The sequence below is a fragment of the Saccharospirillum alexandrii genome, from assembly GCF_004000275.1.
Lineage (GTDB): Bacteria > Pseudomonadota > Gammaproteobacteria > Pseudomonadales > Natronospirillaceae > Saccharospirillum > Saccharospirillum alexandrii.
The window spans coordinates 524,107-537,206 of record NZ_RCIP01000001.1 but is presented as its reverse complement, the minus strand read 5'-3'; the positions used below and the strand labels follow the sequence as shown (position 1 = coordinate 537,206).

General features: G+C 55.5%; 14 protein-coding genes. All 14 read right to left on the bottom strand.

Annotated elements, in window-relative coordinates; all coding sequences use genetic code 11:
* Nucleotides 1–6: 6 nt before the first annotated feature.
* Complete coding sequence (gene flhA / locus EP166_RS02525) at nucleotides 7–2,247, bottom strand: flagellar biosynthesis protein FlhA (protein WP_127555231.1); 2,241 nt, start codon at nucleotides 2,245–2,247, stop codon at nucleotides 7–9.
* A gap of 80 nt (nucleotides 2,248–2,327) precedes the next feature.
* Nucleotides 2,328–3,464 carry a flagellar biosynthesis protein FlhB gene (gene flhB / locus EP166_RS02520; protein WP_127555230.1) on the bottom strand — a complete coding sequence of 379 codons (1,137 nt, stop codon included), beginning with the start codon at nucleotides 3,462–3,464 and terminating at the stop codon, nucleotides 2,328–2,330.
* Between the two features lie 59 nt (nucleotides 3,465–3,523).
* Entirely contained in the window at nucleotides 3,524–4,300 is a 777-nt protein-coding gene (gene fliR / locus EP166_RS02515; RefSeq protein ID WP_246026201.1) for a flagellar biosynthetic protein FliR, read from the bottom strand.
* Nucleotides 4,301–4,310: 10 nt separating this feature from the next.
* Entirely contained in the window at nucleotides 4,311–4,580 is a 270-nt protein-coding gene (locus EP166_RS02510; protein WP_127555229.1) for a flagellar biosynthetic protein FliQ, read from the bottom strand.
* Nucleotides 4,581–4,591: 11 nt separating this feature from the next.
* Nucleotides 4,592–5,299 (bottom strand): flagellar type III secretion system pore protein FliP, encoded by a 708-nt coding sequence (gene fliP / locus EP166_RS02505; RefSeq protein WP_127556223.1) that lies wholly within the window; start codon nucleotides 5,297–5,299, stop codon nucleotides 4,592–4,594.
* Between the two features lie 31 nt (nucleotides 5,300–5,330).
* Nucleotides 5,331–5,843 carry a flagellar biosynthetic protein FliO gene (gene fliO, locus EP166_RS02500; protein ID WP_127555228.1) on the bottom strand — a complete coding sequence of 171 codons (513 nt, stop codon included), beginning with the start codon at nucleotides 5,841–5,843 and terminating at the stop codon, nucleotides 5,331–5,333.
* Entirely contained in the window at nucleotides 5,840–6,310 is a 471-nt protein-coding gene (gene fliN / locus EP166_RS02495; protein ID WP_127555227.1) for a flagellar motor switch protein FliN, read from the bottom strand. The genes fliO and fliN overlap by 4 nt, the downstream gene beginning before the upstream one ends.
* Nucleotides 6,303–7,379: a flagellar motor switch protein FliM gene (gene fliM / locus EP166_RS02490; protein ID WP_181952697.1), complete on the bottom strand. Its 1,077-nt coding sequence runs from the start codon at nucleotides 7,377–7,379 to the stop codon at nucleotides 6,303–6,305. Before fliM ends, fliN begins: the two co-directional genes overlap by 8 nt.
* A gap of 8 nt (nucleotides 7,380–7,387) precedes the next feature.
* Complete coding sequence (locus EP166_RS02485; protein ID WP_127555225.1) at nucleotides 7,388–7,915, bottom strand: flagellar basal body-associated FliL family protein; 528 nt, start codon at nucleotides 7,913–7,915, stop codon at nucleotides 7,388–7,390.
* Nucleotides 7,916–8,100: 185 nt separating this feature from the next.
* The gene (locus EP166_RS02480; protein WP_164743780.1) at nucleotides 8,101–9,645 is read right to left on the bottom strand and encodes a flagellar hook-length control protein FliK; all 1,545 of its coding nucleotides are present in this window, start codon (nucleotides 9,643–9,645) and stop codon (nucleotides 8,101–8,103) included.
* Between the two features lie 261 nt (nucleotides 9,646–9,906).
* Nucleotides 9,907–10,272: an Hpt domain-containing protein gene (locus EP166_RS02475; protein WP_127555223.1), complete on the bottom strand. Its 366-nt coding sequence runs from the start codon at nucleotides 10,270–10,272 to the stop codon at nucleotides 9,907–9,909.
* Between the two features lie 160 nt (nucleotides 10,273–10,432).
* On the bottom strand, nucleotides 10,433–12,160 hold the full coding sequence (locus EP166_RS02470; protein WP_127555222.1) for an ATP-binding SpoIIE family protein phosphatase: 1,728 nt from the start codon (nucleotides 12,158–12,160) through the stop codon (nucleotides 10,433–10,435).
* A complete protein-coding gene (locus tag EP166_RS02465) occupies nucleotides 12,157–12,462 on the bottom strand; it encodes an STAS domain-containing protein (protein ID WP_127555221.1) in 306 nt (101 codons plus the stop codon). The genes EP166_RS02470 and EP166_RS02465 overlap by 4 nt, the downstream gene beginning before the upstream one ends.
* A gap of 147 nt (nucleotides 12,463–12,609) precedes the next feature.
* On the bottom strand, nucleotides 12,610–13,059 hold the full coding sequence (fliJ, locus tag EP166_RS02460) for a flagellar export protein FliJ (RefSeq protein WP_127555220.1): 450 nt from the start codon (nucleotides 13,057–13,059) through the stop codon (nucleotides 12,610–12,612).
* Nucleotides 13,060–13,100 lie beyond the last annotated feature (41 nt).

Here is a 13,100-nt window from a genome sequence, read left to right as displayed (position 1 = left end):
GATTCCTCACTGGCCACCTACAGACGCAACAATGGTAATGTGTTTGTTGTCCGGAATTTCCTGAAAACTCAGGACTTTAAGATTGGGAACACCATGGCGTACAAAACGCGCCAGAAGCATTCGAACCGATGCCGAGACCAGCAACACGGCTGGTTTGCCCTCCTGCTCCAGGCGTGAAACGGTTTCCTGTAGCGATTGCTGCAACCGTTCAGCCATGCCTGGTTCCAGCGACACCCCGTCAAGATTCCCATCATTTCCGGCTTGTTGAACTGTCTTCTGCAACAACTGTTCCAACGAGCGATCTAACGTGATAACGGGTATCTCTCTGTCGTTCCCGACGATGCCCTGCACGATCAGCCGGGACAACCCCATCCGGGCGGCGTTGGTCAATTGGCCGATATCCTGGGTCTTGGGCTGCAAATTCGTCAGCGATTCAGCAATGCTGCGCAAATCACGAACCGGTACCTGCTCTATCAGCAGGTTCTGCAGCACCTTCAGTAACTGGCTCAGCGAGACCGTGTTCGGAACCAGCTCTTCGGCCAGCTTCGGCGATTTCTTCGACAGCAGGTCGAGCATTTGCTGGGCTTCTTCATGGCCAAGCAACTCATAGGCGTGTTGTTGCAACAAATGATTGACGTGTGTGGCCACCACGGTACTGGCGTCAACCACGGTGTAGCCCAGCGTCTGTGCACGCTCTTTCTGGGTAGCTTCAATCCAGATGGCTTCCAGTCCGAAGGCCGGATCTGTCGTTTTGGCGCCCTCCAGCGGTCCGAATACCTGCCCCGGGTTGATGGCCAACTCCCGGTCGGGATACACCTCGGCTTCGGCGATGCCGACCCCCATCAGCGTCAGCCGATAGGCATTGGGCATTAGATCCAGGTTGTCGCGAATATGAATCGATGGCACCAGAAACCCCAGTTCCTGAGACAGTTTCTTGCGAATCCCCTTAATCCGCCCCAGCAATTGCCCCCCCTGGGAGCGGTCAACCATCGGAATCAGCCGGTACCCGACTTCCAAACCGACGATATCGACCGGTTGCACATCATCCCAGCTCAGCTCCCGGGTTTCGCTTTCGCTGGCAATCGCCGGCGCTTCCGTACCCGCCAATTCACCTTTCAGTGGCTTCCCAGCCGGCCCGGTTTTTCCGGGTCCTTTGGAAGGCTTGTCGGGCATGCCGGGAAAGAAGTTCTCCCCATCGGCCTGTTTTTGACGAAAGACAATGAACAAGGCACCAAGCCCCGCCAAAAACGCCAGCGTCAGAAACACGGTGTGCGGCATGCCCGGCAAAATACCCATGACGAACATCATAAAGGCCGCAATGCCCAACGCCTTGGGCGTGGAAAACATTTGCGCCATGATTTGGTCGCCCATCTCCTGGCTGTTGCTGTTGCGCGTCACCATAATGGCGGCCGCGACCGACAGCAGCAGCGACGGTATTTGAGCAACCAGGCCATCGCCGATCGTTAACAGGGCATAGACTTGCAGTGCCTGACCGAAATCCAGGTCATGCTGCATCATGCCGATGGCGAGCCCGCCGAAAATGTTGATCGCCAAAATCAGGATGCCGGCAATGGCATCACCGCGAACGAATTTGGAGGCACCGTCCATCGAGCCATAGAAATCGGCTTCCTGCGCAATTTCCGAACGCCGGGTCTTGGCGGTTTCGGCATCAATCAGGCCGGCGTTTAAATCCGCATCGATGGCCATTTGCTTGCCCGGCATCGCATCGAGAGTAAACCGCGCGCTGACTTCAGAGACACGGCCCGCGCCCTTGGTCACCACAACAAAGTTGATGATCATCAGAATGGCGAACACGATAAAGCCGACGGCGTAATTACCCCCAATCAGCACTTCACCGAAGGCCTCAATCACCTTCCCCGCTGCATCGCCACCTTCATGGCCATAGAGCAATACAACCCGGGTAGACGCGACATTCAAGGCCAGTCGCAGCAAGGTGGCAACCAGAATGATCGAAGGAAAAACGGCGAAATCGAGGGGTCGCAATACGTATATAGCAACCAGCAAAACAACGATGGACAGCGCAATATTGAAGGTGAAAAAAGCGTCGAGCAATATGGGCGGCACGGGCAGCGTCATCAGCCCCAGCACCATCAGCATCATAAATGGGATGCCGAGCACCCGTTGTGTCATCATTTTGGCATTGCTGCGCGTGCTGGTCAGAACCGCGCCACGGTCCAGAGAGCGGACCTGTGTACCAAAACCTTTGATGTTATCGAATAGGGCCATCTGTCAATTTTCAGGCGAATGCAGGGAGTTACAGGAGGTATCGCAAGGATTGGGCCAAAGACGCCCATTCAGGACCGAAACTAGTCGTCGGCTTTCAGATCATCAGGAATATCGACCGACGGTTTGCGTTCAGGTTTGGGCGCCCGGCCTTTCTTCCATTGGTCGGTCTGGAAGACAAACGCAAGAACCTGGGCAACGGCCACATAAAGCCCTTCCGGTATTTCCTGACCGATCTCGGTATGGTGATAGATCGACCGGGCCAACGCCGGCATTTCGAGAACCGGAATCTTATACTCACCGGCAATTTCCCGAATTTTCAGAGCGGTTTCATCAACCCCTTTTGCCAGCAACATGGGCGCGGGCATGCCTTGTGGGTCGTATTTGAGTGCGACCGCGTAGTGAGTCGGGTTGGTGATCACCACATCGGCATCCGGAACGTCGGCCATCATGCGGCGGTTTGCCATTTCACGCTGCAGCTGCCTGATTTTGCTTTTAACTTCCGGTTTCCCTTCGGTATTTTTGTACTCCTCCTTAACTTCCTGCATCGTCATTTTCAGCTTTTTGGTGTGACTGTAAATCTGAAACGGAATGTCGACGATCGCGATGATGATGGTGCTGCAGCAGATCAGCAAAAATGTCCACGCCAACACAATGGCAGCATGTTGCACTGACGGTATGGTGGGTTCAAAGACCATACTGATGAAATCGTCTTTCAGACCAACCAGCACCAGCACCGCCACACTGCCAACGATCAGTACTTTGCCCCAGCCTTTCAACAGTTCCACCAGAGCGTTCATTGAAAACATGCGTTTGAGGCCCGACAGAGGGTTCAGGCGGCTGCCTTTGGGGGCGATGGCTTTGGTTGAAAAATTCCAGCCACCCAACCCAATCGGGCCAAAAAAGGCGGCGACCAGCAACAACAGAAACAGCGGCAGCAAAGACCACATGGCCTCAACAAACGAAATTTCCAGATACCCCAAAGCGACCCTGGTATCCCAGCTTGCGTTAGGGTCAAAACTGAAGCTGAACTTCATAATGTCCAGCAAGTTACCCGCCATGGCCGGCCCGAAAATCAACAGGCCCACCGCGGCCGCCACCAGAATGGCAGAAGTGTTGAGTTCTTTCGAGCGGGCAATGTTGCCCTCCTCCGCGGCTTTTTCCTTTTTTCGCGCCGTGGGTTCTTCTGTTTTTTCCTGGGAGCTGTCTTCTTCAGCCATAGGAAGGCTTCTCCTGCATTACCCGGTCACACTCACTGGAGTTCCACCGGCTTACCCTCTCAGGGTTGTTGAAGAATCTGCATCATAAAGTCGAGATGCACATCGAGCAGTTGCTGCACCATCGGCAAGGCCACCCAATAACTGGCCCAGACGATGACCAACCCGGCCAGCATGGTCACCGGGAAACCCAGAGCAAAGACATTTAGCTGAGGTGCAGCACGCGTCATCACACCAAAGGTCAGGTTCACCAATAGCAAGGCTGCAATGGCCGGCAATGCCAACATCAGTGATGCTTCAAACAGCCAGGCACCGAACTGGGCCACCGACATGAACACACTCTGACTAAAGGCCGACTCGCTAACCGGCATCAGGAAAAAAGACTCCGCCAACACTTCAAGCACGATCAGGTGGCCGTTAATCGACAGAAACACCAGCGTCACCAGCACCTGATACCACTGGCTTAACACCGCAACCGATACACCATTGGCCGGGTCGACCATGGACGCAAACCCCAGACCCATTTGCATCGAAATGGTTTGCCCTGCCAACACGAACACCTGAAGAATCGTGAGCACAACGAACCCCAGGGTGAGTCCGATCAACAGTTGCATCGCGATGATCACCAGGCTTTGCAAACCGGTTACTTCAATGACTGGCATTGGGGGTAAAACCGGATAGAGCGCGACCGTCATGGCAAAGGCCAACCCCAGCCGGATGCGCGCAGGCACGACCTGGGCGCCGAAGATGGGAACAATCATAAAAAAAGCGCCAATGCGGAAAAACGGCCAGAAAAAATCGCTGACCCAGCTCGCAACTTGCGCGTCGGTAATGACCAAGGCTCTGCCTCTACCCAATCAGAATGGGAATGTTGTAGATAAGCGTATTGGTGAAATCCACCACCATGCCAACGATCCAGGGGCCAGCAAAAATCATCATCATCAGCGTGACCAGCAGACGCGGTAGAAAACTCAGCGTCTGTTCGTTGATCTGAGTCGCCGCCTGAAAGGTGGCAACCACAAGGCCTACCACCAAACTCGGAACGATCAGTATCGACACAATGGCGACCACAATGAACAGAGCTTCGGAAAACAAATCGGCGATGTTAATGGCATCCATCGGATGACTCCCTACGCAAAGCTGCCAGCGACTGAACCCATGATCATGGCCCAGCCATCCACCAGAACAAACAACATGATTTTAAACGGCAAGGATATGATGATGGGTGACAACATCATCATGCCCATGGCCATCAGCACAGAAGCGACCACCAAATCGATGATCAGAAACGGAATAAACAGCAGAAATCCAATTTGAAACGCCGTCTTGAGTTCACTGGTCACAAAGGCCGGAACCAAAACATTCAGCGGAGTGTCCTGCGGCGTTTCAATTTCGTTTTCCATGTCCGCCAGTCGAATAAACATGGCAATGTCCGTTTCCCGCGTTTGTGCCAGCATGAAAGTTTTCATCGGGGCTACGGCTTCATCGATGGCTTCAAGCGGCAGGATTTCTTCGTTGATGTAGGGCTGAATGGCGTTTTCATTCACCTCGTTCAATACCGGCGTCATGATAAAGAACGTCAGAAACAGAGCCAGGCCAATCAACATTTGGTTCGATGGTGTTTGCTGCAAGCCGATGGCCTGTCGCAGAATCGCGAAAACAACGATGATGCGGGTAAAGCTGGTCATCATCATCAACGCGGCGGGAATAAAGGTCAGCGCTGTCATCAGCGCCAGAATTTGCAGGGTTACCGAATAGGTCTGACCACCGTCAGCATCGCTCGTCAGAGTAATGGCGGGTATCCCGCGGGCCTGGGCAACAGCGCCCAGTAGCAGCATCGCAGTCAACGCGATGCGAGCAAGACAGCGGTTACGACTGGGTGTCCGAATCGCCTGCGGTTTTCTGAGTGTTTTTTCTGTGTTTGGCCAGAGGGTCACTGTCCAGTCCTTTCAATAAGCCTTTCATTCGATCGGCGAATGGACTGGGTTGCATCGCGTCTGTCAGATCGAGCGGGCCATCGAAGCGGTGCAACGTTGAGATGGATTGTGCGGTTACCCCGATCAGCAGGGTTTCATCAGCCGCCTTGACCAACATCAACTTTTCGCGCGTACCCAAAGGCATCACTGACAGTACTTTGATGTGGCGGTTATTGAAGCCTGAGCCGCCAGCCATTCGTCGTACTAACCAGCCACACGCAAAGATGAGGCCAACAATGAACAGCAGGGTTAAACCCAGGCGCATATAGTCACCACCCCCGCCAGGCACAGCGGAACCGGCGCTGGCAAGCACCCGGTTGACAGGCAGCAGCAGAAGCCCGCCGGTGGCCGTTGCACCGGCAGACGTCAAAGTTTTGTTGGCAGCGTCAAAGAACGGGAAGCTCATCGTAACCGCTGTATCCGTTCCTGCTGACTGACAACATCAGTCAGTCGAATACCAAACTTCTCATTCACCATCACCACTTCGCCATGCGCGATCAGGGTTCCGTTAACCAGAACATCCAGCGGTTCACCCGCCAGTCGATCCAGCTCGATCACACTCCCCTGGTTCAGTTGCAGCAGGTTTCGAATGGGAATCTGGGTGTTGCCAACCTCCATGGAAATCACCACGGGAATGTCGAGAATCACGTCCAGATTTGGCGAATCGCCAGGAGAACCGACCGATGTGGCCGCACCGAATTCCTCAAGCGGGGCCCGGGTAGGGTCACTCTGGGCGTCATCATTGTCATCGCGCTCGTCATCACCGGATTCCGACATGGCGGCAGCCCATTCATCGGCCAGCGCCTGATCGTCCTGATTGCTTTCTTCGCCCGCGTCTGTTTCGTCTTCCGGTGGCAGGTCATTATCACTCATCGTTACTCTCCTCTTTCACCGTCTGGCTGATCGCCTCGACCGCATATTCTTCACGTTTGCGCCGTCGCTGCCCCAACAAGCGGGATTTCAGGTCACCCACATCGCGTTTGGCCATGGGTGACGGGCGTATCACTTTTAACGCCAGATTTTCACCGGACTGACCCAGCGTGCATTCAAACAACGGCACCTTGTTCGCCGCCAACGTCAAGGTTTCCGGCAAATCGATGGGAATGATGTCCCCGGCTTCCAGATCAACCAGGTCGCGCAGCTTGATATCGCGCTCGACTACCGTGGCGTTGATGGGTACCTTGGCGCGCAGAATGTCGTGACGCAGGGAATCGACCCAGCGATCATCAATTTCATCGACATCGCTTTGCACACCGGCATCGAGCACTTCGCGTACCGGTTCAATCATTGAATAAGGCATGGTGACATGCAGGTCACCACCGCCTCCATCCAGCTCTACGTGAAAGGTGCTGACCACCACCACTTCGCTTGGGGAAACGATGTTGGCCATCGCCGGGTTCACTTCGGAAGAAACGTATTCGAAGTCCACGTCAAGTACGGCGCCCCAGGCCTCTTTCATATCCTGAAAGACCTGCGACAACACCATTTGAACCACGCGAATCTCGGTCGGGGTAAACTCGCGACCTTCAATCTTGGCATGGCGGCCATCACCACCAAAGAAATTGTCGACCAGTTTGAACACCAATTTGGCGTCCAGAATAAACAGCGCTGTGCCGCGCAGTGGCCGCACTTTAACCAGGTTCAAGCTGGTCGGAACATACAGCGTATGCACGTATTCGCCAAACTTGAGTATTTGTATGCCGCCGGTCGCAACGTCGGCACTGCGACGCAGGAAGTTGAACATGCTGATGCGGGTATAGCGGGCAAAACGCTCGTTGATCATTTCCAGCGTAGGCATACGACCGCGCACAATGCGGTCCTGACTGGTTAAATCGTAGGATTTAACGCCATTGGCGTCGCCGGTGTCTTCCTCTTCAACGGCACCGTCATCGATGCCGTGGAGCAACGCATCAATTTCGTCTTGTGACAGTAAGTCCTGCACGGCAGCCCCTATTGCATGACAAAGCTGCGAAACAACACGGTTTCAAAACCGGGCCGACCGAGCTTTTCTTCTATCGTTGCCTGGACCGTTGCTGTTAGCGACGCGACCAGCTGTTCTTTGCCTTCTACCGTCTTCAGTGTTTCAAAATCCTGTTCTGCCAGTGTTTGCAACAAGTTGTTGCGTAACAGTGGCATGTGCATGTTGGCAGTATCGATCGCCTCACCATCGCGAGACACCAGCGACAACTCCAACTGCAAGAAGCGGGTTCGGCCTGCTTCGTTGAAATTGACCACAAAGGCCGGCTGCATGGCCAGGTAGTTGGCCGGGCCAGTGTTCATGGCCGCGTTCATCTCTTCTTCCGACATCTCCGTTTCACCCTCAGGGTCGTCGGCCCCCGGGCTCAACAGGAACAGCGTGCCACCGACCGATAGGCCTGCCACCACCAACACACCGACCAGGATCAGCAGCATCATTTTCAGTTTCTTTTTGCCCGAGCCCGTCGCTTCCTCGACATCTGCTTGCTGTTCTTCCGCCATGCGTTACGTCCAAATTCCTGGTAGGTCGGCAGCCCTGTCGGGACACCTTCGTTTAATTGATACTCGCTTGCAGTGTCCGGGTGTCAAAACCGCCTGTGTCTCTGCTTTGGCTAGCAAGGGTTGCGCCAAGAGTCAGATCTGCTCAGCACTGGCACCCGGGCGATACTGCCAACAGTCTAGTCGGGTCAGACGAAATGGTCGACCAGTCCCTGCCCCCAGGCTACGCTGGTGACTGACTCACCGGTACCTTCGTCATCACCCGTTGCCAAGCCGTGGGTGTCGCCGCTTTCGTCGCTACCCTGTTCGCTGCCTGCTTGCTGATGCCCGGACGATTCCTCCCGGATATCGAGTTTCGCCAGCGACAAACCCTGTTGTTCCAGGAATTCACGCAACCGGACACTTTGACTTTCCAGAGCCTCGCGAACCTGTGGGCTCTGCACAACGATCTGCACCTGAGTCTGATCATTCTGAACCGTAATTCGGACATCCATCATGCCAAGCTCAGGCGGGTCAAGGCGAATCGTGGCTTGCTGTATATCACCCCTGACCATCAAGGCCAGCCGTTCACCCAATTGCCGGCCCGCTTCCCCGGCCAGCACCGGTTGTTGCAAGCTACGCTGTATGACCGCATTAGCGGCATCAGCCTTCTCGGGAATCGGTTGCCCGCCCAGCAGTGGCTGCCTCGCCTCATCGGCCACAGCTGCTGCCAGCGGGGTCAGACGAGCCGCTGCCAATGAATCTGAATGGTCAGGGCCGGTTCCACCCGTCTGCAACAACTTACTGAACAAAGTATCGGCGGTGGGAGCCGGCTTGTCGCCAACCAGAGCCGTCTCCTGGGCTAACAGCGTATTTTCGGGGCGCGATTGGTCAAAAGTCGATGGCAGACTGCCCCCGGCCGCCGTATTGAGAACGGCCCTGACACGCTCGGCGATTGAGGTTACCAGTTGCGACAACCCGCCTTGCCCGTCATTCAGTGCCTGAGACCATTGCTGCAATGTTTCGAGCATGGTGCGATCACGCGGTGCCGTTCCAGCGGAAGTGCTGCCGATCAGGGGAAAGCCTGTGTTCATAAGTTCGGGGGTATCGGCCTCTTGCGACAAGGCAGCGAGTTCGCCCTTGGCCAAAGCTAGCGACGCATCCCCTGCCAACTGAGCGACTTGCTGGTACCACTGGTTTACATCAGCCTCCAGTGACGCCAGCGAATCACCCATTGCCTGAACGGTCAGCAGCGCTTCAGGCCCGAGATCAGCCAGAGCTTCCGCGCTCATGGCAACCGTTGGCGGCTCAGCAACCCAGGTCTGCAGGGTGTTAATAAAGTCCGCAGCGGCCTCATCGGTCAAACCCAACCGGCCAACCAGCAATTCAGTAAGCGGACCCGTCTCACCCTCGGGCGCGTCTTGCTCAAGCTCAAGCAGATCCTCCAGCGTTGCCGTCAGCCCTTCCAGGGTATCTGCCAGATTGTCCAGCGCCAACTCCGACTCGCCAAGCTGCCCGGTATCGCTTTGCCGCTGCGGCAATAATTGGCCAGAGAGCCCACTGGGTATGGTTTCAGAAGAGCGGGACGAGGCGAGCCTGGGTGCCGCTGATGCAGAGCCTTCTGATCGATGGGTATACTCGCTAAAAACGCTTTGAAAGCCCCGCTCAGACAAGGCGGGTGCCTTGGCATCCGCATCGGCGACGACGGCTTCCCGGGTACTGCTGACGGCAAACTGAGACGACAATAACTGCATGGTGCCCTTTCCGACATAGGAGGTGTTCTGGATCAATTGCAAAGCCCGGGCCATTCAGGCCAAAAGCAAGTTACATCGAGCAAACAGGGGGTGAGATTGAAAGACTATCGGGGCTGCTATTTCGACCAGTTACCAACGCCCCAGCAAAGAGACCGGTCTAAACAGCGACTTTTCAAAAAAGGTTTTACTGAAATGATTCACATTGCAGTATCCAACGGCGGTGTCTACCGACAGGCCTGACCGAATCTGCAGGTGACCATTCTACAGGTAAGAATCGCGCATCAGTTGCTCGACCTGATTCAGCTCGACTTCGATCCGGTCAACCAGGCCTTTGGATCCCTGGGTCCGACCGGAGCGAGCCAGATCTTCAAGCTCCCGACACAGGCTGGACAATTGCTTGGCCCCGACATTAAGCGTACTGCCTTTGAAGCTGTGCGCAGACTGACGAATGTCTTCCGCGACACCAGAATCTACAGTGCGCACCAGTTCACGGACGCGAATCCGGGCGTCGCTTAGAAAAGTGTGAATCAAATCCGGAAAATCGTCTTCAAGCAGTGTCTGCAACTCACCCAATATGGTTACATCCAGATGATCGTCTATCTGAATTGGGGTTTCGGAATCAGACATGGCAGCCTCGCGTTGGGTGTTTGAGTTGTGCACCGTCCCTGGGGCTCCGTAAATCGGTTACTGGCCTTCATAATAGGCGTTATCGGCTGAGTTTTACAGCCGGACAGTCACGCCGTCTGACCCGTTAACGGGAATGAGCCAAAAACCTCTGCGCAAATGCTCAGTTTCGAGGCCAGCGGACGATGGCCCTGACCGACCGACCGCCGTCGAGATAGGTCAGTTCGTCGCTTAATTGCCGGATCAGAGTGATACCACGCCCGCTGTAATCCCATTGAGCGCTGGGTTGCGGGTCGGACTCTGGTTGTTCGTCTCCGAAGTCGGCAAAGGGGAACCCGCTCCCGGTATCCGTGACCTCCATGATCAGCTCGCCGCCAATCTCCAGCGGCCGATGGGTCAGCGTGAGCCGGACACTCCCATCCGACAGCGATGCCAGCGCCTGTTCGCGCTGCAAATAATACTGCCCGAAGCCCTGGGGGCCTGTCTTCAACCCGGAATCCAGTTCCAGCACGCCGTGTTCCAGCGCATTGCTGAACAATTCAGCCAGCAGGGTGTACAGCTGACCTCCCAACGGCCGCAGCCCTTCCACTTCCATCAACAGATTCATGACCAGCGGCAAGGGGTTAAATGCCGCCAGGCTCTGCTCGTGCAGCGCCAGGCTCAGGGTCCAGTTGACCGGGCCGCCTATAGAACCCTTGCTCGATTCGTAGGTGGTCATGCCGATGTCTTCGATATCGACCATTTTGGCCGTTACCAGGGTGATGTCATCGTCCCGGTCGCTGCCGCCCATAAAGTGGTCGACCTGATCGAGAATCGCCTGAAAAATCCGGTCCGGGTGGTCGGTGCGCGCAAACACCTGATTGAGCCGCTCTTCACCAAACATCTCGTCAGCCGGGTTTCGGCTTTCGATAATGCCGTCTGACCACAAAAACACCCGATCGCCATTGTGCATCACCACATCCAGACTGTGTGGATCGAACTCATAGGGGTCGAGCACGCCCAGCGGCAAGTGCGCACTGGCGAACCGCTCAACCTGTCCGCTCTGCCCACGGTAGAGGTACACATCGGGCACTCCGCCAACCCAGACCCGGGCCGACTTGTTGTGAAAATTCAGCTCCACCATGGCACCGCAACAGAATACCCCGACCGGCAGTATTTTACGCAGCTTGCTGTTTACCTCGCGCAACACCTCTTCCATCGAAAAACCCTTGGAGGTCATTCCATAGAAAATTTCCGCCAGCGGCATGGCACCAATGGCTGCGGGCAACCCATGGCCGGTGAAGTCGCCCAGAAACAGCAACATGCCACCATCGGGTTTGCGTTCGGCCAGAACGGTATCGCCATTAAACACCGCCATCGGCGACAGGGAGTGCTGAATATTAGGCAGATTTAAGCAACCGGAGTGTGCCACGTTGTCAAAAACGGTTTTGGCGACCTGTTGTTCCAGCAGCATTTGGCGGTTATGGCGTTGCAGTTGCGCGTGCATGGCCCGCATTCGACTGAAGGCGTTGATTTTTGCCTTGAGGATGACCCGGTTGTAGGGCTTCGACATAAAGTCGTCGCCGCCGCTGTCGAGGCACTCGGCCAGGGATTCGGCATCCTGCAGGGAGGTGAGAAAGATGATGGGGACCAGGTCGCTCTCTGCAAGGGCTTTGATCGCACGGCTGGCTTCAAGACCGTTCATGACCGGCATCAGGGCGTCCATCAAAACGATGTCGGGCGCGTGCTGTTTGAACTGTTCGACGGCTTCACGGCCATCGGTCGCCAGCAAAACTTCATGCCCTTCTCGCCTTACGATGGCCTGAAGGATCATGCGGTCGGACTGATTGTCATCTGCGATCAGTATCCGCAGCCCCTGCCCTGGAGGTTGCGCAGTCGGATGGGTGATCATTCGATCCTGAACAACTGTCCGAAATTGGAAATGGTCAGGATTTTTCGAACGTCCTCATTGCAATTGACAATGCGGATTTCCGAATGGTCGCCTCCGGCATGATCCCGAAGCAACAGCAACATGCCCAGCGCCGAGCTGTCCAGATAGGTGGCATCGCACATGTCGATGATATACACCTTGATATCCGGCGAGGCGTTCTCATAGATCTGGCGAAATTCCTGGTGCGAACTGAAATCAAACCGGCCGGTAATCTTGATGGTCATTTCGCGCCCGTTGTCGCTGGGAATTGCCGACACTGTCATAGTAAATCCTCTGTGGTGTATTGGGCTCTGGGATGGCCGCCCTGTGTTATTGTAGACGGCTTCAAAGAGGATAGCGCCTCCTGACAATCTGGCCCGCTGTCAGTTACTTTACTGGTTGCAAGGGCGGGCTGGCAAGCCGTACCCGGGTTATCGGCCCGGTCCTGAACGCTGCGCCATTTGCCCGACCAACTCATCCAGTACTTTTTGCTCTTGTTTGTCCGCCTCAATCGCTTCCTGCAGCGAGAGTTTGTCGACCAGCTGGCCAATACTCTTGCGTCGCTGATACAGTTTTTGCCATTGCATCAGCACTTGTTGCTCTTGGCGTTGCCATTGCTTTATGACCCCTTCCTGCTGACCGATCACGCCACCCAACTGATCGATAAAACCCTGGGTACGACGCCATTGCACTATAGACAACCCTGCGCTCCCCTGAGTTTCCAGGTAGCCAAGGTATTCACCCCGATACCCTTCCAATTCAGTCAGTTGAGCCTGCTCCTGCTCCAGGCGCTGACGCGTTTGGGCCAGTGCCTGGGCTGCCTGGTCTTCCCGTTGCCGGGCCAGCTTCTCGATCAATTGCATGCGCTGCGAACGTTTCATGGCGTACTGCCTGCCTGGTTCATGGTGCGATCATTGCGCGA